General features: G+C 49.4%; 16 protein-coding genes. 10 read left to right on the top strand and 6 right to left on the bottom strand.

Annotation, left to right across the window (positions count from 1 at the left end; all coding sequences use genetic code 11):
• Positions 1-434 precede the first annotated feature (434 nt).
• The gene (locus C6Y40_RS20435; protein ID WP_105936250.1) at positions 435-1,568 is read left to right on the top strand and encodes a hypothetical protein; all 1,134 of its coding nucleotides are present in this window, start codon (positions 435-437) and stop codon (positions 1,566-1,568) included.
• Positions 1,569-1,734: 166 nt separating this feature from the next.
• On the opposite strand, the gene C6Y40_RS20440 is transcribed toward C6Y40_RS20435, so the two are convergent.
• The 3 genes from C6Y40_RS20440 to C6Y40_RS20450 all read right to left on the bottom strand — a co-directional run bounded on the left by C6Y40_RS20440 (position 1,735) and on the right by C6Y40_RS20450 (position 5,777).
• A complete protein-coding gene (locus C6Y40_RS20440) occupies positions 1,735-3,663 on the bottom strand; it encodes an alpha-amylase family glycosyl hydrolase (protein ID WP_105936251.1) in 1,929 nt (642 codons plus the stop codon).
• Positions 3,664-3,784: 121 nt separating this feature from the next.
• Positions 3,785-4,528 carry a sulfite exporter TauE/SafE family protein gene (locus C6Y40_RS20445; RefSeq protein ID WP_276309528.1) on the bottom strand — a complete coding sequence of 248 codons (744 nt, stop codon included), beginning with the start codon at positions 4,526-4,528 and terminating at the stop codon, positions 3,785-3,787.
• Positions 4,529-4,634: 106 nt separating this feature from the next.
• Positions 4,635-5,777 carry an HD-GYP domain-containing protein gene (locus C6Y40_RS20450; RefSeq protein ID WP_105936252.1) on the bottom strand — a complete coding sequence of 381 codons (1,143 nt, stop codon included), beginning with the start codon at positions 5,775-5,777 and terminating at the stop codon, positions 4,635-4,637.
• Positions 5,778-5,996: 219 nt separating this feature from the next.
• Here C6Y40_RS20450 and C6Y40_RS20455 point away from each other — a divergent pair, with 219 nt between their 5' ends.
• The 3 genes from C6Y40_RS20455 (at position 5,997) to C6Y40_RS20465 (ending at position 11,872) form a co-directional block, all read left to right on the top strand.
• Positions 5,997-7,295 carry an aminotransferase class V-fold PLP-dependent enzyme gene (locus tag C6Y40_RS20455; RefSeq protein ID WP_105936253.1) on the top strand — a complete coding sequence of 433 codons (1,299 nt, stop codon included), beginning with the start codon at positions 5,997-5,999 and terminating at the stop codon, positions 7,293-7,295.
• Positions 7,296-7,488: 193 nt separating this feature from the next.
• Positions 7,489-9,837 (top strand): TonB-dependent receptor, encoded by a 2,349-nt coding sequence (locus C6Y40_RS20460; RefSeq protein ID WP_105936254.1) that lies wholly within the window; start codon positions 7,489-7,491, stop codon positions 9,835-9,837.
• A 400-nt stretch (positions 9,838-10,237) separates the two neighbouring features.
• Entirely contained in the window at positions 10,238-11,872 is a 1,635-nt protein-coding gene (locus C6Y40_RS20465; RefSeq protein WP_105936255.1) for a methyl-accepting chemotaxis protein, read from the top strand.
• Positions 11,873-11,884: 12 nt separating this feature from the next.
• Here C6Y40_RS20465 and C6Y40_RS20470 read toward each other — a convergent pair whose 3' ends face one another.
• On the bottom strand, positions 11,885-12,616 hold the full coding sequence (locus C6Y40_RS20470) for a queuosine precursor transporter (protein WP_105936256.1): 732 nt from the start codon (positions 12,614-12,616) through the stop codon (positions 11,885-11,887).
• Positions 12,617-13,021: 405 nt separating this feature from the next.
• On the opposite strand from C6Y40_RS20470, the gene C6Y40_RS20475 reads away from it, so the two are divergent.
• Both C6Y40_RS20475 and C6Y40_RS20480 read left to right on the top strand, forming a co-directional pair.
• On the top strand, positions 13,022-13,546 hold the full coding sequence (locus C6Y40_RS20475; protein WP_105936257.1) for a hypothetical protein: 525 nt from the start codon (positions 13,022-13,024) through the stop codon (positions 13,544-13,546).
• A 60-nt stretch (positions 13,547-13,606) separates the two neighbouring features.
• Entirely contained in the window at positions 13,607-14,299 is a 693-nt protein-coding gene (locus C6Y40_RS20480; RefSeq protein WP_105936258.1) for an aspartate/glutamate racemase family protein, read from the top strand.
• 29 nt (positions 14,300-14,328) lie between these two features.
• On the opposite strand, the gene C6Y40_RS20485 is transcribed toward C6Y40_RS20480, so the two are convergent.
• Positions 14,329-14,841, bottom strand: a complete 513-nt coding sequence (locus C6Y40_RS20485) for a hypothetical protein (protein WP_105936259.1) — start codon at positions 14,839-14,841, stop codon at positions 14,329-14,331.
• Between the two features lie 419 nt (positions 14,842-15,260).
• Here C6Y40_RS20485 and C6Y40_RS20490 point away from each other — a divergent pair, with 419 nt between their 5' ends.
• Entirely contained in the window at positions 15,261-15,758 is a 498-nt protein-coding gene (locus C6Y40_RS20490) for a CYTH domain-containing protein (protein WP_105936260.1), read from the top strand.
• 386 nt (positions 15,759-16,144) lie between these two features.
• Here the strand turns inward: C6Y40_RS20490 and metK are convergent, their stop codons facing one another.
• Complete coding sequence (gene metK / locus C6Y40_RS20495) at positions 16,145-17,290, bottom strand: methionine adenosyltransferase (protein WP_105936261.1); 1,146 nt, start codon at positions 17,288-17,290, stop codon at positions 16,145-16,147.
• A 192-nt stretch (positions 17,291-17,482) separates the two neighbouring features.
• Here metK and C6Y40_RS25450 point away from each other — a divergent pair, with 192 nt between their 5' ends.
• From C6Y40_RS25450 to epd, 3 genes are all read left to right on the top strand, one after another.
• Positions 17,483-17,614, top strand: a complete 132-nt coding sequence (locus C6Y40_RS25450; protein WP_276309529.1) for a hypothetical protein — start codon at positions 17,483-17,485, stop codon at positions 17,612-17,614.
• 148 nt (positions 17,615-17,762) lie between these two features.
• Positions 17,763-19,754 carry a transketolase gene (gene tkt, locus C6Y40_RS20500; RefSeq protein WP_105936262.1) on the top strand — a complete coding sequence of 664 codons (1,992 nt, stop codon included), beginning with the start codon at positions 17,763-17,765 and terminating at the stop codon, positions 19,752-19,754.
• A gap of 30 nt (positions 19,755-19,784) precedes the next feature.
• Positions 19,785-20,801, top strand: a complete 1,017-nt coding sequence (epd, locus tag C6Y40_RS20505) for an erythrose-4-phosphate dehydrogenase (RefSeq protein WP_105936263.1) — start codon at positions 19,785-19,787, stop codon at positions 20,799-20,801.
• Positions 20,802-20,822: the final 21 nt, after the last annotated feature.

Below are 20,822 nucleotides of genomic sequence, written 5' to 3' on the forward strand. Positions count from 1 at the left end.
TCACTGGTTGCTATCTTATTGGGTATGGTAGTCGTCTCTTCGAATAAACATCGGCGCTTCCAAGCTAATACCGACACCAGAAGCGTGCTGTCATTCCACTATCTCGGTCTGAGAGCTATTGCTTGCCGAATAAGATTCACTATGCGACAGTGGAAAGCTGCACTCAAATGGTACAGCTCCATAGTTGACGCTGCCTGGGCCGCAGGCACATGAAATTAAATTCGTGGGGATCCCTCAGGGTCAGAGTACATGAATCAGTTGATTCATGTACTCTGACCCCTTGAAGACCCTCTGACCCCTTGAAGACCCTTTGATTTGCCTTGATTTCTTTTCTTTTTGAGTTTCCTCATTTTACCTATTGCAATAATTCTTTCTCTTTTCTACACTCGCTTTAGAGTACTCGCTAACTCAATCCCATTTATACGGAGCATAACATGGGCTTACAGAAACGATTAGCGTACTTTCTGCTAATTATTCCTTCGTTTATTCTCCCCGTATCAGCAGAGGTCACCGAGACTTTTGTTTGTCAGAGTTGCTCGGAATCTCAAGCTCGAGATTTAGCGACAACTAAGTTTGACCAGCCCTCATGTCAGTTTGGTGACCTAGGAGGAGGACCTGCGGTAATAGATGAGACGCCAATGTATTGTGATGTTACCAATAAAGACGTCATTATCATTGATCCACAAAATAAAACTACCAGGAAGTATAGAGTTACAGCGTCTTATCCACAGCAATACATAATTCAAATTAATTCAACACCTGTCGGTGTTTCTTCTGATGAACTGTCGGCGGCTGAAATATTTTATAATTTTTACGATGACGTCCTCATAGCAACTAGCGGGGGAAACCTGGAAGTTAGTTACGAAGATTTCTTATCTGTGCAAGGCATTAGTGTGCCTGGTAATTCAGTGTTGACCGGGAATAACTCTGATCCGGCCTCCTGTGCCGCAGTGAGTCAATATATGAAAAATCGAATCACGCAATCAGATACTCAGGATTTTGTAAGAAGGGAGCTGGCCGAACATTTAAATGGCGTGAATGTAAATGATATTGGCGAAGATGAGGATCTTACTGGCTTAAATGTGCAATTAGGCAGGAACACTGTGGCGTTGGGAGTTACCTGGGAATCAACACAAATACCCCTTATAGCGACCTTAGGGGATGACGATAATCGATTGGTATTTGATCTAAGTTTTAAAGGGACTTTGGAACTGGGAGATGTGTCGCAAGTTCATATCGGTCTTAAATTAGATAGACATTTATCCAGGATTGATGGTTTAAGCTTTCAGAATGCCTTCCCTGATGGGGTTAATAACGAGGCTTATAACACCACAACTGCTGATCATCAATGCTTAAGGGATTTAGTCCAGGAGATTGCTGAACAATTCTCTTGGGGAGTGTATATCGGGGACGGTATGGAATCTTCCAATGAGGTGACCAGAAGTACGAGGAACGGCTCGTCCTTTTGCGTAAGAAATGTGAGTTACAAAACCTGTTCTTCTGACGAAGATGCAGTAACCTGCACTAGTTCAACGTATTCATTTCCAGTAGCCTGCCCAGTAAATTAACATCTAAATAGTGCTAACAGCTTATTCGTTAGCAGGATATGCCACCTCCTAACGAGGTGGTTTCTTCAAGGGGTCTATTCAAGGGGTCAGAGTAACTTGAATTTAAGGGGTCAGATTAATTTACTCTGACCCCTTGAAGACCCCTTGAAGGCCCCTTAAATTTTGGTTAGCGATCTACGGTGTACACCACCGAGCCCAGTGGCGGTAAAGTAAGCTGTATGCGGCCGGTTTCGCCATTGACCATCATCTTGTTCGCTGTTTGAGGTTGATTCAGGTGTTCTGTCAGAGCTACTTCACCCTGTGGTAATTGCCACTTTATCAGCAAATCCTTTGGCAAAGTGAGCTCAACAGTTACTGGTGTGGTGGCGTTAAAGTTGGCCGCAACAATCATGTTTTGGGTGTCTGTCCAGCGGGCAAAAGCCAGCTGGGATGAGGAGTAGTCACTGTCATTGGCCAGACTCGCTGCATGCAGGCTGTAATAATCACCTCTCATGGCAGGGTAGTCAGCCGAAATAGTAAGAACCCGGCGGTAAAAGTCTCGCAGTGCTCGTTCTTTTTCTGATAGTTGCCCGCCATCAAACGCCCCGTTATTCATCCAGCGCTGGTGGGCGGGTACACCGGCGTAATCAAAGATGGTGGTGCGCGACGGTTTGCCAAACCCCATATTTTCGCTGCCGTCTTCGCCCACTTCCTGACCAAAGTACACCATGGTTGGTGAACGGCTGATTAGGGCTGATACCACCATCGCTGGTTTGCCCTTATCGGCATCCCCGGCAAATTCAGGAGCAGCGATACGCTGCTCATCATGATTTTCCAGAAAATGCAGCATATGACGCTCGATATCCTGCATGTCCGCCTGAATAGAAACCAGATCTGCGGTATCGCCATGGCCCTGCATAATGGCTTTTAACGAGTCATAAAACGCCACTTTGTCGTAGAGATAGTCCATTTTGCCCAGGTGAAGGTAATCACGGTAAAGCTGAGGCTGATAAACTTCGGCCAGTAAAAAAGCGTCCGGGTTACGTACCTTTATCGATGAATTTAAATAAGACCAAAACGCTACCGGTACCATCTCGGCCATGTCGTAGCGAAAGCCATCTACGCCCTTATCGAGCCAGTAATGGGTGATATCACGGAATTTCCGCCAGGAATCAGGTACGTCTTTGTCCTGCCAGAAAGCAGCGTGGGCAGCAACGGATTGTAGCTCAAATCCTGCTGGCAAGGCCGGGAAGTCTTCACTGCCGTCGGGTTTAATACCGTAATTGACCTTAACGGTTTCATACCAGTCATTGGCATCGGGCCGGGCTGCCCGTGCGCCATTGCCCGTCCACTTGGCCGGATTTTCCTCAAACTTACCATCAGCCAGCGGGTGGGGCTGACCTCCAAGTGGTTGATAGCCGTTATCAGTGGCAGGCACCTGGAATGACTCGCCCACCACGTAATAGAAGTTATTGTCCCGGGCATAAGTCACTGCGGTATTGTCGTGAGCGCCAAAGTCACTTACCCCGGCAGGGCTCGATAACGACTCGTAGTTGCGTGCCACGTGATTAGGCACAATATCGATGATCACTTTCATGCCATGGGTGTGGGTGCGCGCAATAAGCGCCTCAAATTCTGCCAGGCGATTGGCCGGATCAACGGCCAGATCGGGGTTTACATTGTAATAGTCTTTTACCGCATAGGGTGAACCTGCGCGGCCTTTTACCACGTCCGGATCGTCGTGACTGATGCCATAAGCGCTGTAATCATTGATCACCGCGTGGTGAGGTACGCCGGTATACCAGATATGGGTGGTGCCCAGCGCCTTAATGCCCTGCAAGGCTTTATCGGTAAAGTCTGCAAATTTGCCCACGCCATTTTCCTCCAGCGTGCCCCACGGCTTGTTAGTGGTATTTTTATTGCCGAATAAGCGGGTGAAGACCTGGTATACCACGGGCTTACCGGCGGGTAGAGCGGCTTGTGGTTGCGGTTTTTGGTGGCTGGCAGACACGTTGTCCTCGGTACTGGTTGGGGATGGATTACACCCTAACAATAACGCAGCCAGCACGCTCAGGAAAAGGCCGTGTCTGGCTGAGGTCGGAAAACTGTGTGACATGGGCAAGGCTCTCTCAATTGGCATTTCCCCAAGCATAGCCGCTGATTTACCGTAAAAACACAAACATACGTATTCAACGATGCAGGCTGGTTTTATGAGCCTGTGCCACCCGTTAAAATAGCTACCCCGGCAATAATGCGGCGGCAGCCAGTAAGGTCATGCCAATCACCAGCCAGCGGTAGTGTTTTTCGTTGATCCGCTTTACCAGCCAGATCCCTAAATACACACCGGCAATGATCAGCGGTAAGGCTATCAGATTTAAGGAAAAGCTCTGCCAGTTAATGGTTTCCCACACATATACGTGGAAGGGTACCTTAAAAATATTGATTACCAGGAAGAACCAGGCCGCAGTGCCAATAAACTCGTTTTTAGGCAGGCGCATACTTAGCAGGTAAACGGCCATTACTGAGCCGGCAAGGTTGCCCACCATAGTGGTAAAACCGCCAAGCACCCCAGCCAGAATGGCAAACCAGGTGTAATCCGGCACGGCGGATTTATTGCGCTCAAGCCACAACATCAGCCCCACACTGGCAAAAATAATCACCGCCATAATCTGCATAAACAGCGCATCGTTAATGTGGTCGCCCAGCCAGGTACCAATTAAGACGCCCACAAATGCCGACGGAAAGAGCTTGATAAGAAATTGCCAGTTAGCATGGCGGTGATAATGATGCACGGCGAATATGTCGGCCATTATCAGCATAGGCAGCATGACGCCGGAGGAGTGTTTACCGCCAAATAGCAAGGCAAGCAGCGGTACCGATAACAGTGTCAGGCCGTGGATCCCGGCTTTGGCCAGGCCTACCATAAAGCCAATAGCCAGCACCAACACTATGTCAAACCCAGTGAGCGATTCAAAAATCAAAACTAATTCATCCTAATTAGCAAGCAGACTTATACCCGATACCTGAACCAGTATCGGGTAAACTATTGAACCACAAAGCAAACAGGGGATGAAAGCGCTTATATTGCTAATAGCCTGGATTACTGGCCGGCTCCTGGCTGTCACAATAGGTGGTAACAATATGCTGGGCTGCGTTTAACGAGTTAGCCAGCGCGGTAACGCAGTCGTCATCAATCTTGCCCTGCTCAACCATTTGATGTAGCTCGGTGAGCGAGTTTTCCACCGACCAGGACTTTTTGTAAGGCCGTTTGTGGGTCAGGGCATCGAAGATATCGGCCACAGTAACTATCCGGGCTTCAATGGGCACCTGCTCACCCTTGAGCCCAAAAGGGTAGCCGGAACCGTCGAGATACTCATGATGAAAGGCAATAATATTGCGCATGATCCTGGCATCGTTAGCCTCAATCAGATTAAAATCCGCGAGGATGGAATCAATCATGTCTACGCCCTTTTGCACGTGGGTTTGCATAATCTGACGTTCGCTATCGGTTAGCCTGCCAGCCTTTAATAAAATGGCATCGGGAATGCCTATTTTGCCGATATCGTGGAGTGGCGAAAACAGGTAAATGTGCTCAATGTCTTCATCGGAGAGGCCAAAGTGAGCAGGTAAATTACGGGCAATCAGTTTACTCAGTTCCGCCATGCGGGTGAGGTGCATGCCGGTTTCAAAATCCCGCAGGTTAGCGATGCTGCGAATGGCCGATGCGGTGGCTACCAGTAAATGGGCAGCTGCCAGTTCGTTGGCAATAGCATCACAAATGCTGGCGCAGCGCATAATAAGGTCACGCTGGATGCTTGGGGTAAAGCTGTCTTTTTCAACGCTATCAATAAACACAAAGCCGAGAAACTGGTTCTGACGAATGATGGGGACGGTAAACGAACTCATATACCCCTGTTCAAGCAACCAGTCTGAATGTACCGAACCGCCGTGGATCTCAGCGCTGATATCATCAATAACCCGGCTTTGCTGATGGTTGGCCAGGTGAAGTAAAGAGGGCGTATCGTGCAGCTTTACCTCGTACCCGGCAATAGCATGACCCTGACGGGTGCTGTTAATAAAAGTTTTAAGCACATCTGTGGGTTTATCATAAATGGCGCAGGCCAGTCGGCAAATATGCGGATAGTCGGCTAATAACGCTTCGTGAAATCCTTGTAGCTTGCCGGTAAGCGACTGGGAAGTAACAGAATGCAAGGGCTGAAATGAAGTCAATTGAGGATCTCTAAGTAAACATACACCATCTAAAGTATAAAATTAGACCACAACAACGACTCCCACAAATTAAACCGCATTTTTGTTGGTTTTGTTATGTTGTAACATATCTCTAAGATTCGTTGTTTTATCTTAACCGGCTTTCAAGAGATTGTTTTCAAAACGTAATAGTGTAATCGTATAAAAAATACTAATCTACATTACTCTGGAGTCTCTTGCATGTCTGCCCCTTTATTATCCCGGCGTAAACTTTTACAGCACTCTTTGTTGCTGTCTGGTTCTCTGGCGGCCACACGAGCCTTTGCCGATGGCTGGCCAGCCTTGCCACAATCCGATTTATCTGCTGTTGAGCTGGCGAAAGATGAAGCCTACTGGCGCTTGGTAAGCGCCTTTTATAAAAAGACCGATGGCATTGTTAATCTTGAGCATGGCTACTGGGGCAAGATGGCGTTGCCCGTGGAGCAGTCTTATATCGAACTGACCAAAATGGTGAATCATCAGTTGTCATTCTACGCGCGTAAAGACTGGTACGGGGATTCAAAGGATTCGGTAAATGCTGTGGCAGAGTCACTGGCGGTCCCGCCAGAAGAAATTGCGCTCACCCGCAATGCCACCGAAGCCATGCATAATCTGTTATTCCAGTATAAAGGCATAAAGCCTGGCGACAGTCTGATGTGGGCTGATATCGACTATCCCGCCTTTCAACGCACCATGGCGGCACTGGCAGAACAGCGCGGCGCCACAGGGGTAGAAATTAACTTGCCTGCGCAAGCCTCCAAACAGCAATTGCTTGAGGTATACCAGGACAAGATCCGCAGCACAGCCAACCTGAAACTAATGATCCTGACCCATGCTTCTAATCAACACGGGTTAATATTACCAGTGGCCGAAATCGCGGCTTTTGCTAAACAGCATGGCGTTGATGTGATCTGCGACTGCGCTCAGTCATGGGGGCTAATCGACTTTACTCTGCCAGAACTGAATGTCGATTGGGCGGTGTTTAACCTGCACAAATGGATTGGTTCGCCAGTGGGCGTTGGTGCCTTATATATGCGTAAGGGTACGTTGGACAAAGTAGCTCCCTATCCTGGTGAAACCGATCCCGATAATACCCTGGTGCACAAACGGGTGCATATGGCCACGTCTAACTTTGCCGCCTTTCTTGCGGTACCAGATGCTATCCGTTTTCACAATAGGGTTGGTCCGGCGGCCAAAATGGCCCGCTTAAAATACTTGCGGGAGCGCTGGGTGAGCAAAGCACGCAACATGCCGCACATCGAAGTTCTGGGGGCTACCGATGATGCCAGTGCCAGCGGAATGGGCGGCTTTCGCCTTGCCGGGCAAACCAGCCGCGAGCAAGTTAATCAATTGCAGAAACGTCTGGAAAACGTATTCGGAGTGTTCACGGTTGGCCGTCACGATTTAGCCAGCGGCAGCTGTATCCGCGTTACACCTCAGGTATTTACCACATTAAAAGATATAGATGCGCTGGTTGATGCACTTGCCAGCCTGGCGTAAACCGGGCCTTCAAAATAACGTTATATCGTAGGCTTTTTAAACCTGTGTGACTGTTACAAATAGATGAATTTTATATGTTTTTTTATTCATTTAACTGTCAGGGAATGGTCATGGAATTGTCATGGAATTGTCATTGAGTGAGTCTAATCTGGCGCGCCAAATATCCCTATAAAATCACACAGGAAACACAACCATGAACCCAACTAAGTTAAAGCAGCGCTCGCTGCTGGCTTTGTCGGTACTGGCCGCTATGGCTGGTACGCCCGTTTTGGCCGAAGCGATGAATGCGCCTGCTGCCCAGCCGGATGAAATCGAAGAAGTCACCGTAGTAGGACGCAGCGTATCTTACGCCAACAACGCTACAGAAGAGTCGATGATCAAGCAGCAAAGCAGCATGACCAGCGTGCTGGCTACCATTGACAACCTGCCGGGCGTGCTGATCAACGAAGGTGATACCTTTGGCTCAGACGACTGGTCTACGAGTATTTCAATTCGTGGTTTCTCTGTGGATCTCGACCAGCAACAAATTGGTATGACGGTTGATGGCATTGCCAATGGTAACTCTAACTACGGCGGTGGTGCCAAAGCCAATCGCTATATCGATACCGAAAACCTGCGCGCTGTAGAAGTGTCTCAGGGTACTGCTGATATCGCGTCCCGCTCACACGAAGCACTGGGTGGTACTATTAACTTCACTACCATTAATCCGGGCACGGAAGAGTTACTTACGGTGAGCTCGACCTTTGGTGAATTCGACGCGCAGAAATTATTTATGCGTTATGAAACCGGTGAAATTGCCGCCGACACCTATGCCTGGATCAGTATGTCGACCCAGGAAAACAGCGACTGGATGACGCAAACCGCCGAGAATACCCGCGATCATATGGCTGCCAAGTTTGTCAGCTATATGAGCAACATGGATATCACCGGTTACATTTCTTACGACGATACTCACGAAGATAACTACCAGCGCATTTTCAGCCTTGAGCAGTTTGCTCAAAGCCCGGCCTGGGACGAATTAACCGGCAACTGGACCGGTGTGCCTTACATCGATCAGTCTTATCGCCGAGGCTGGTCTACCCTGCGTGAGAACCTGTTTGCTTACTTAGAAGCCAATATGTCATTGGGTGGCGTAGACGTGAAAGCCAATGCCTACTGGCACAAAAACGAAGGCCGCGGTGACTGGGTACCGCCTTACGTCGTGGACGTTAACGATGATGGCAGCAACGGCCATTCGGAGCTGGTACACGGCAATACTTATGAAGGCGGCGCGCCGCTGGGGCAAATCTACTTTGTGGATGCAAACGGCAACTCGCTATCACCCATGGCTGATTGTGAAAGCTCGCTGACATTCCCTTATGGTGGCGGCGGTGCAGTGTACGATCCGGCCTGTTATCCGACTAATGCGATTCCGGTTGGCTCTTATCGCCACACCAACTACGACAAGCAGCGTACCGGTATCAATATCGATGCCGTATGGGTTGCGCAGATTGGCGACATGGAAAACACCCTGCGCGCGGGTTTGTGGTACGAAGATTACGAGCGTAAAGAAAACCGTAGCTGGCAGAAAATAATCGATTCACGGGTAGGTTATCAGTTTGATGAAACCCCATACTGGGTGCAGTACAGCAGCGAATTCCCGGTTGAAACGCTGATGTATTATGTGGAAGATGAAATCGACCTCGGTGTGGCCACACTGCGCGTTGGTGCCAAGAAATTTAACGTTGATATCGAGAAAAAAGACCTCTTTGTACCGGGGAACAGTTTGTCGGTTGAGTCTGACTCGGATGTACTGTTTTCTGCTGGTGTAGTTGCGCCGGTAACTGATGAAATTGAAGTGTTCGCCGGGTTTGCACAAAACTACGCTGCCATTAAAGACGGCGTGCTGGAAAGCAGCTCAGTAGATATTTCTTCGGTTGAGCCGGAAACCGCCGACAACATCGATTTAGGTTTGCGCTATGTGGCTGCCGATATCAATGTCAGCTTAACTTACTACAACATCGACTTTGACAACCGTATTACCTACCAAAGTGCTGAAGACGCTGATGGTGTAGATTACTTAGGTGAGCTCGACGGCACTTACGTTAACGTGGGTGGTGTGCAGTCAGACGGTATTGAAGTAGCCATGGATTACACCATTACCAATAAACTTGGTCTGTACTTCTCGTACACTCACAACAATTCAGAGTACAAGGATCCTGCTGCCTCTACCGGCTTTGTGGATGGTCAGCGCGTGGTTGGCTCAGCCGAAGACATGTTTGTGGTAAGCCTGGATTATACTGCCGACGTGTACAACATGGGTCTTTCAACCAAGTATGTGGGCGAGCGCTCAGCCGGTTCTTTTGAAGTTGATTCTTACACTGTAGCCGACTTCTACCTGGGCGCGGTGGTTGATTCGCCGGTTCAGGGGATCAGCAACATTGATGTCCGCTTAACTATTAACAACCTGTTCGACAGCAGCTACCTGGGTACAGTGGTGAATGGCGGAGCCTGGATTGGTGCACCACGCACGGCAGCCCTGAACTTAAAAGCGAGTTTTTAATCGCGCTTTTTGCACGGCGAAGCTGATAAGGCTTCCCTGACAACTTAGTCATATCAAGCGCCGGTATCTACCGGCGCTTTTTTGCGTGTTACACAAAATGAAGTCGTTGGTTTTGACAATGTATTAAATGGTTAAAAAGCAGACAATCTTAATCGATTAACCTGGTCTTACCAGTCTTATTAATTGGTAAGGGGCACGCTCAAAAAATTCACAAAAAATTATACTAAAGTACTGTTTTTAAAACTATATTAACATAAATCCACGATGTTGATTAATGCCTGTTTAGGTTGTATTTATTCCGCTATATATCAATTTATTCTTATGTAAATTAGTGGTGGTTTAGCATTTTTTAATATCGTTTAATAGTACTTAATCAAACCCACCTATTACCTCTTTCACCATGTTTAAAGGATTATTTACCACTATCAGTGGTCGGCTTTATGCGAGTATTGCAGCGGTGCTACTGGCAATACTGGCACTGGAAGTTTTTAGCTTATTCAATGCCTACAACGATGCAGTAAATGCACGTCAGCGCGAAGTGCAGAGTCTGGTGCAATCAGCGGTAAGTCAGCTCAATACCTATCACCAGCTGGTACTCAGTGGTGAACTGACCGAAAGCGAGGCACAGGAGCGGGCACTTGCTCAACTCAACCAGCAGCGGTATCAGGGCAACGAGTATTTCTTTGTGCTGGACGGCCGAGCCAGAATGATTGGCCATGGTGACCGGGTGGATGTAAGAGGCAAAGACTACAGTCAGGTGCTTACTGAAGCCGGCGAGCCGGTGTTCGCCCAAATGGCGGCTCTGGTTAACAACAGTGCTAATCAGGCCGACTTTTTTGAATACAAATGGAAAAAGGCGGGGAGCCAAACGGCAGAGCCCAAAGTAAGTTATGTGGCCACCTTCAAGCCATGGGGGTGGGCAGTAGGTACCGGTGTGTTTATAGATGATATCAATGCGCAAATTTTGCATGACATCCTGGTAAATTCTATCGCACTGGTGATCATCGGCAGTGTAATGGTGTTTGCCGGGTTGCGATTGTGCACCTCGATTCTACGTCCGTTACGGCGGGTTAATCGCATCATGGAGCAAGTGGCCAATGCCGATTTATCCGTGCGGCTTAATTATCACTCGGCGGATGAGTTGGGTGAAATGGCGGCGAATATCGATAAGACGCTGGAGGTATTCCAGTCGTTAATCGCTCAGCTGGTGGCGTCGGCTACTCAGGTGGAAGGCAGTGCCGAACAATTGGCGTCGGCAGCGGTGCAAACTAATCAGGGCGTGCAGGCCGAAATGCGCAGTACCCAGCAGTTGTATCACGCAGTGGAAAGCCTGAGTGTCACCATCGACGCCATTAACGAGCGGGCAAATCAAACCGCGCAGGTCAGCGAGTTAGTGGAAAAAGGCGTGAAAAGCAGCTCAGCCGAAGTGGCAGACTCGGAAGCGACCATTAAAGGCATGTCAGAGGTAGTAGCAGCTACCGCCGGTCAGTTACGGGCACTGGAAGCCGATACCGTGGAAATTGCCAACGTGCTGGTGGAAATCGAAAGTATTTCTGAGCAAACCAATCTGTTGGCGTTAAACGCTGCTATTGAAGCTGCCCGGGCAGGGGATTCAGGGCGCGGCTTTGCGGTTGTGGCCGATGAAGTTCGTCAGCTCGCTATGCGCACCCGCAGTTCAACTGAAGAAGTGCGTGGCGTAATTGAACGTTTGCGTAGCAGTGTGGCGCAATCGGTATCGAGCATGGAGCAAAGTGAGCAAAATGCTATCGACAGCATGCAGCTTACCAGTCATGCCAACGACAGCCTCGAACAAATCCTTGGCCATGTAGAGAGCGTTCGCGAGCAAGCCCTTGATGGCGCAGAGGCCACCGAAGAGCAAAGTGTTGTAGTAAAAGAAATTCAGCAGCATCTGGGCGATATCACCGTGGTCAGCGAACAAACCAGCAGCGCCTCGGAGATGGTGGCTGCCAACAGCGAGCAGCTCAGTCAATTAGCGAGTGATCTGCAGCGCCAGGTCAGCCGCTTTAAGCTGTAAGCGCAAGGCGAATTATTTGATCGAAAAGGGGGTAAAGTTGGTGTGTTCGTCGTACACATCAACACCCTCTGCACGTTTCAGCACCGCAATAACTTTGTAGGTTACCGGCGTTAAGAGCACTTCCCACAACACTTTCAGTGCGTAATTGGTGGCCATTACCGTAAAGATAAGTTCGGTACTCCAGATCCCCCAGAAAGCCACCGGATAAAACACCGCCGAGTCTACCGCCTGCCCCACAATGGTAGAGCCAATTGTTCGCTGATAAAGTGCTTTGCCTTTGCTGAGCACTTTCATTTTCGCCATAACAAATGCATTAGCAAACTCACCTAACCAGATTGCCAGTACTGAGGCCAGTACGATACGCGGTGCCTGGCCAAAGTTCATGGCGAAACTGTCCTGCCGGCTGAGTCCGCCGCCGAGGTTTTCATTCCAGCCTGGTGCTGGTGGCATTTCAGTAATAAACCAGGCCATAAAGGCAGCAAATCCGGCAGCAAAGAATCCCGCCCAGATAGCCCGCCGTGCGCGTTGATAGCCGTAAACCTCGGTCAGTACGTCGCCCAGTACATAGGATAAAGGAAAGAAAATCACGCCGGCACCAAAGGTAAAACCAGCAATCTCCGCCACTTTACCCGCACCGATAATGTTGGAGCACACAATTAAGATACAGGTGGCAGCCAGAACAAAATCAAAAAAACGAAAATGACGAGTGGATGTGTCGGTAACTTTATTCAGTGACGCTGTCATAAAAGCCAAAGTTAAATAAGGGAAAAGGCAATCCAGTGTGGCACAGTCTTCAATACTCGTGCAATACGCTGTGCATAGCCAGATGGATCCTTTTTTGTGACGAATTGGTCATCAGGGTGCAATGTCTGAGAGTCATACTGGCTCAAAAATACGAGCGTTAGTAAACGCCATTACCAGAAAATTATCGATAAAAAACATGATCCCTTATTCAACTCAGTCGATAATTTGTAGTGGCACGGTAATTGATTGCCCCTGGCATTAAACGTTTAGCCGGAAGTAATGCCAAAGGGCAGTCAGCGCCAGAGTTTTACCCGGCCAGACTAAATAAGTACAGCTACATTATGGTTTAAATTTGCATCTGACAAATAACAAACTAGCTTTAAGATACAGACAGGAAAAAGCGGCATGCAAATACCAACAATCATCGACGTGGAAGCCAGCGGTTTTAGCTCTCACAGCTACCCCATAGAGGTAGGTGTGATCAGGAGTGATGGTGCGCGTTTTTGTCGATTGATTCGTCCGTACCCCCAGTGGTCACACTGGGATAAAAAAGCCGAGGCGCTCCACGGATTGAGCCGCGACCACCTGCAAAAGTGGGGCAATGATGGCCGCGACGTGTGCCTGGCGCTTAATCAGTTTCTGGCGAATGGCACCGCCTATACCGATGGCTGGGTGGTGGATCACCCCTGGCTTATTAAGCTGTACGCCGCCGCCGGCGTGGATATGTCGTTTAGTGTCAGAGCGCTGGAATACGTGCTTAGCGAACAGCAAATGGACTTGTGGATGCGCACCAAAAATCAGGTGGTGTCGCATTTCAATGGCTGCCGTCATCGTGCCAGTACCGATGCAGAAATTATTCAGCAAACCTTTATACGCACGCTCCCGCATCAGGATACCGATCATCTCGCCCGCGCCGTAATTAATGGCTAAACCGGGTTGAGGTGGGTTACCCTGCTCATCAGTAACGAACTCTTCAGGCAAGGAAACGAAATGAAAACGGTGGGCCTTATCGGCGGGATGAGTTGGGAGTCTTCGCTGACTTATTACCAGCGTATTAACCAGCAAATTAAGCAACGCAAAGGGGGGTTACACAGTGCACCGCTGATCCTTTACAGCGTGGACTTTGCGCGTATCGCCGAACTGCAACACAACAATGACTGGCTACAACTGGCAGATTATCTGGCATCCGTTGGCAAAAGTCTCGAAAAAGCCGGCGCCGATGCGTTGGCGATTTGCACCAATACGATGCATAAAGTGGCACCTCAGATAGCAAATGTGGTGCGCATTCCATTGTTGCACATCGGTGACGCACTGATAGCCGAAAGCCAGGCCCGGGGATACCGCCGTTTAGGTTTGCTCGGCACAGCCTTCACCATGGAACAGGGATTTTTGCGCGATCATCTCAGCGCGGGCGGATTGTCGGTATTGGTGCCGGAACATGCAGAGCGGCAGGATGTGCATCGCGTGATCTATGAAGAGCTTTGTCAGGGGGTTATCCGCAAGGAATCACTTAGCCGTTACCTGCAGATCATTAAAAACCTCAAAGCGGCAGGAGCCGAAGCCATTATTCTTGGATGTACTGAGATAGGCTTACTGGTAACTGCAGAAGACAGCCCCTTACCAGTGCTGGATACGGCAGTGCTGCATGCCGACAGTGTGGTTGATTTTATACTGAGCGAGTAGCCGGCAGGACAGACTTAAAAATACCAGTCTTAAAAATAGTAGTGCACGCCCATAACCAGTGAGTTGATATCAATCTGCCCGGCATCGCGGTATTCGTAGCCTACCGCCACACCAAAGCCGCGCATTTCACCAAACTGCCAGCCTACGCTTGCTGCTCTGTCGCTGTCGCTCACTATTGGCACTGCACCAGACTGAGGCGTTAGCGAGTACTGAGTAGAGCGAATGGTGGCGTAAATCCATTGTGAAGACTTAACCGGCAGTGCCCGTCTGGCCGATAAACTTACCGCTTCCAGGCCCACCACAGACATGGGGAGAGTGCGTGTATCACTGGCAAAACGAGCCGCATACGAGCGGTTAACCTCAACACTAAAATTCCACTTGGGCAGGCGCTTGCTTTGATAAGCAATAAAATACTGAGTGTTTCCCACGGGCTGAGTAACCAGTGAAGAATCTGGCAACATGGCAGCTTGATTGGCCAGTAGCGGACAACTAAACATCGCAACCAAACCAAACAAAAACAAGCGGAAAAAGGGCTTGTTCATTGAGAGGTCTTCCCGTGTGAGAGTGCAAATAAAGCGTAAAGTTACTCTACGCAGTGTTATTCCAGTATTTTTATAACTGCTGCTTTTTTGCGGAACCTAAAGCACCGCGGGCTTTTAGGGCAGCATAGTATCAATATAGACCTAATCAGAGCTGATACCAAGTGTGAAAAGCACTTTTTTATTCACCGCATTTCGTCGATTTAGCTGGCGAAACAGACCCGCCTCAGCTAGCTTTAAAGTTATCAATAAAGATAAAAAGCAGCGCCCTACAAGCCGGTTTTTTCATAAAGATAACGTTGTAATTATATATAAAACAAAAAGTTAAGATCGTAGTTAATGAACATTGTTGCTTTCGGGATTCAATCAATACGGAACCACTGATAAGGCGGCCACGGACGTTGCCCTCTGAGGATCAAATAATGCGAGCAGACTGGGAAATTGAACGAAAATTTGTTGTTACTTACTTACCTGAAGGATTACTGGAAACGCGGAAACCCGTGTTGGTCAGGCAGGGTTACATAGCCGCTCAGGGAGACCGGCATATTACAATAAGAGACGAAGGGGGTGACTTTACTATGACAGTCGAACAGGGAGTTGGCTTAAAGCGTCTCGACACAGAAATTTCTATTAGCGCAGAGCAGTTTAATGACTTGTGGCCGCTCACCCAACATATGCGGGTTGAGAAAAAACGCTATCGCATCGGTTTTTTCGGCCATAGGTTATTATTAGATGTGTTTACCGCACATCTGGAGCCGCTAATTCTGGTGGAAGTAACGTTCGATAGCGAAATACACAGCCGGCAATTTCTACCGCCGGATTTTGCCGAACTGGAAGTAACCCACCAAAGGGAATATCAAAATATACATCTGGCCAGAATGGGCCTGCCGGATGCCTTAGCAATGGCCAATGCTTATTAGCACAAGTAAAGAATCCACCTTCTAAAGAAGGTGGCTTTGCGTTAACCCCTAAAAGGGGGCTCTGTTTAAATCGAAGAAAGGACAATAATTGTGCCCTTCTTCAGTGTTGTCATTGACGGTCTAGTTTGTTCTGTCAGGGACGATGACGCTTTTCACTGTTAAGGGCTGCGGGGAGTCCAGAGTGGTTCACGGTTACCGGGTCGCACAACACCCTTTGGTCGCGGTCGGCGACTCCGACAACAATCTATATACCCCCTTATTTGCTGACTTATCTATACGGGCCAAGCCCTTCCACGAATGATAACCACCTACAGAAGTAGGTGGTTTAGGGCTGAAAACAAAAACGCCAGACCTGAGTCTGGCGTTGTAAGCAAAAAGCGCGTGGCTTAAACCGAAGCGCGTAAAGCCTCGGCTTTATCAGTGGCTTCCCATGGGAAACTGTCGCGGCCAAAGTGGCCATATGCAGCTGTGGGCTGGTAAATAGGGCGTTCCAGGTCGAGCATCTTGATAAGACCATAAGGACGTAAATCAAAGTGCTGTTTAACCAGTGCTACCAGGGTTGCTTCGTCGTACTGGCTGGTGCCAAAAGTATCGATGCTGATAGACGTTGGCTCTGCCACACCAATGGCATAAGACACCTGAATTTCACAACGCTTGGCAAGGCCAGCCGCCACAATATTCTTCGCTACATAACGCCCGGCATAGGCTGCCGAACGGTCTACTTTAGAGGGATCTTTACCAGAGAAAGCTCCGCCACCATGGCGCGCCATACCACCGTAGGTATCTACAATAATCTTACGCCCGGTCAGACCGCAATCACCCATGGGGCCGCCGATGACAAAGCGCCCGGTGGGGTTGATATGAAATTTGGTGCTGGCCGTAATCCACTCAGCCGGTAGTACTGGTTTGATGACTTCTTCCATCACTGCTTCGCGCACGGTCTCGGTAGACACCGAATCACAATGCTGAGTAGACAGTACCACGGCATCAATGCCTACCGGCACATTATCCTCGTATATAAAGGTTACCTGGCTTTTCGCATCCGGGCGCAACCAGTCGAGCTTGCCCGACTTACGCATTTCTGCCTGACGCTGTACCAGACGGTGTGAATAAGTAATGGGAGCAGGCATTAACACTTCGGTTTCGTCACTGGCATAGCCAAACATCAGACCCTGGTCACCAGCGCCTTGTTCTTCCGGGCGAGTGCGGTCTACGCCCTGATTGATGTCTGGCGACTGTTTACCAATGGCATTAAGTACCGCGCAGGAGTCTGCATCAAACCCCATATCTGAATGGGTATAGCCAATTTCGCGCACGGTCTGGCGAGTGAGCTCTTCAATATCTACCCATGCAGAAGTTGTAATTTCACCACCAACCAGCACCATGCCGGTTTTTACATAAGTTTCGCAGGCGACACGCGCTTTGGGATCCTGCTGCAGGATTGCATCAAGTACCGCATCGGATATTTGATCGGCAATCTTGTCCGGATGGCCTTCAGAAACTGACTCGGACGTAAATAAATGGGCTGCCATTACATGCTCCGTGTTTATTTAAATTTATATTCGGGGCGTATTGCTTACCTGAACACCGTTACAAACAATAAATATACCGTTCTGGCGCTGTTTTACGGCGGCTGTGCTCATTGTAGATCAATACACATGCAACTATTGTAGCAAGCTGATGTATAAATACCAGTCTTTACTTCTGGACGTCTAAAAGTCTATTTGTTACGTTTACTTGACAGTCTGGCGCTGGCTATCGCCCGCCAGGGAGCATTGCTACTGTTATTAAATGCTCCGACAAGACCAAAACACATTGAACTGCACTGGCCGGTGGGTAACAATATGAAGCTCTGAGTGAAAGTGTATTTCTGTTTGCAGGATTGCCGTAAGTTAATAGCAGCGATTTGCAGCAAACACAAATACATTAGTACATCGCTGATGTGTTATTAATTACTGTAAATTGCCACATCAACTGGCACTCAAATACAATTCAGGAGTCAACATGCCGTCTCGTCGAGAACTTGCTAATGCTGTCAGAGCATTAAGTATGGATGCCGTTCAGAAAGCCAAATCAGGTCACCCTGGTGCGCCAATGGGCATGGCAGACATCGCCCAGGTACTGTGGTGCGATCATCTGCAACATAACCCGGCTGATCCGGCCTGGGCTAACCGCGACCGTTTTGTCCTGTCGAATGGTCACGGCTCAATGTTGCTGTATTCGCTGCTGCATCTCACCGGCTACGAGCTGCCTATCGACGAACTTAAGCAATTCCGTCAGTTACATTCTAAAACCCCTGGTCACCCTGAGTACGGCTACGCACCCGGTGTTGAAACCACTACTGGTCCGTTGGGGCAGGGCATTACCAATGCGGTAGGTATGGCGCTGGCTGAAAAAGTGCTGGCAGCGCAATTTAACCGCGATAACTTTGCGGTAGTCGACCATTACACCTACGCGTTCCTGGGTGATGGCTGCCTGATGGAAGGTATCTCCCACGAAGCGAGCTCACTGGCCGGTACCCTGGGCCTGAATAAGCTGATTGCGTTCTGGGATGACAACGGTATTTCTATCGACGGTGAAGTAGAAGGCTGGTTTACCGATGATACGCCAAAACGTTTCGAATCTTATGGCTGGCATGTGATCACCGATATCGACGGTCACGACCCTGAAGCAATCAACAGCGCCATTGAAGCGGCCAAAGCCCAAACCGGCAAACCCACGCTGATTTGCTGTAAAACCGTTATTGGTTTTGGCTCACCTAATAAGCAGGGTAAAGAAGACTGCCACGGTGCACCATTAGGTGACGATGAAATTACCCTTACCCGTGAAGCGCTGGGCTGGAGCCATGCACCGTTTGAGGTGCCGGCTGATATCTACGCCGGCTGGGATGGCAAAAGCAAAGGCGGTGAAGCGCAACAGGCCTGGAATGAGCTGTTTGCAAAATACGCCGAAGCTTACCCGGAGCTGGCTGCTGAGCTGAAGCGCCGTTTAAGCGGTGACGTACCGGCAGATTTTGTGGCGAAAGCCGATGACTATATTGCTAAGCTGCAGGCGAATCCGGATACGATTGCCAGCCGTAAAGCCTCACAAAACGCGCTGAATGCTTTTGGTCCGCTACTGCCTGAATTATTAGGCGGCTCGGCCGACCTGGCCGGTTCTAACCTGACCATCTGGAACGGTTGTAAAGGCGTAGAAAAAGACGATGCCAGCGGTAACTATGTTTACTACGGTGTACGCGAATTCGGTATGTCTGCCATGATGAATGGTATTGCCCTGCACGGCGGCTTTAAAGCCTATGGTGCTACCTTCCTGATGTTTATGGAATACGCTCGTAACGCTGTACGTATGGCAGCATTAATGAAGCAGCCGGTTATCTTTGTATATACCCACGATTCAATTGGTTTGGGCGAAGATGGCCCGACGCACCAGCCGGTAGAACAAGTCGTTGCCATGCGTGCTACGCCAAACCTCGACAACTGGCGCCCGTGCGATCAGGTAGAATCTGCGGTGGCATGGAAAGAAGCGATTTTACGCACTGATGGGCCTACCTCGTTGATCTTCAGCCGTCAGGGCCTGGCACAACAGCCTCGTAGCGAAGCACAGGTTGCTGATGTCGCCAAAGGCGGTTACGTACTGGTGGACTGCGACGGCACACCGGAACTTATCCTCATTGCCACCGGCTCTGAAGTACAGCTAGCTGTTGACGCTGCGGCCAAACTGAGCGAGCAGGGTAAAGCAGTGCGCGTAGTGTCTATGCCATCCACCGACGTGTTCGATCGTCAGGATGCGGCTTACCGTGAGTCAGTTCTACCTTCTACAGTGGTGAAACGCGTTGCCGTTGAAGCGCTGTCTAAAGAGAGCTGGTATAAGTACGTGGGCTTTAATGGCGCCATTGTGGGCATGGACACCTTTGGTGAATCTGCACCGGCCGGCGAGCTGTTCAAGCACTTCAACATTACTGTTGACGCCGTGGTAGAAGCTGCGCTGGGGCTTTAATCTGCTCCGGCCTTTAGGCTGCATAAAAATATGGTAAGACTCGCCATTAATGGCTTTGGCCGCATTGGCCGAAATGTACTGCGGGCACTCTACGAGAGTGGCCGCAATCAGTTTATCCAGGTCGTCGCGATTAACGAAATCGCTGATCCCGATGGCATGGCACATCTGCTCAAATACGATACGTCCCATGGCCGTTTTGCCTGCCATGTGGAACGTCAGGGCGAACAACTCACCGTGGCCGGTGACGTTATTCGTCTGTGTCATCAAACCGAAATCACCGGCCTGCCCTGGGCCGAACTGGGTGTGGATATTGTGCTGGAATGTACCGGCCAGTATACCGATAAAGCCAGTGGCCTGGCCCACATCAAAGCAGGTGCTAAAAAAGTGCTGTTTTCCCAGCCGGGTGCACCGGATATGGACAACACCATTATTTACGGTTGTAACGAAGACACGTTGCTACCAGAACATAAAGTGGTATCGAACGGTTCCTGTACCACCAACTGCATAGTGCCGGTGATCCAGGTGCTCGACGAAGCTTTTGGGGTGGAGAGCGGCACCATCACCACTATTCACTCTTCCATGCACGATCAGCAGGTAATTGATGCTTATCATCCCGACCTGCGCCGTACCCGGGCCGCCAGTCAGTCGATTATTCCGGTGGATACCCGCCTGGCCCGCGGTATAGAGCGCATACTGCCCAAGTTTGCCGGTAAGTTCGAAGCCATTGCCGTGCGAGTGCCCACAATCAACGTGAGTGCCATGGATTTGAGTGTGACGCTGGCCACAGAAGTGACCATCGATAAAGTGAATCAGGCGCTTAGTGCGGCCCGCACCGGACGCCTCTCAGGCATTCTGGATTACACCGAAGAGCCGCTGGTATCGGTGGATTTTAATCACGATCCCCATTCGTGTATTGTGGATGGTACACAAACTCGGGTGAGTCACCGCCAGTTAGTGAAAACCCTGGTGTGGTGTGACAACGAATGGGGTTTTGCCCATCGAATGCTGGATACCGCATTGGCGATGTATCAAACGGGCAACGAATAATTTAATTTGAATTCAACAGGA

Origin of the sequence: Marisediminitalea alba (genome assembly GCF_002993365.1) — a bacterium.
Lineage (GTDB): Bacteria > Pseudomonadota > Gammaproteobacteria > Enterobacterales > Alteromonadaceae > Alteromonas > Alteromonas alba.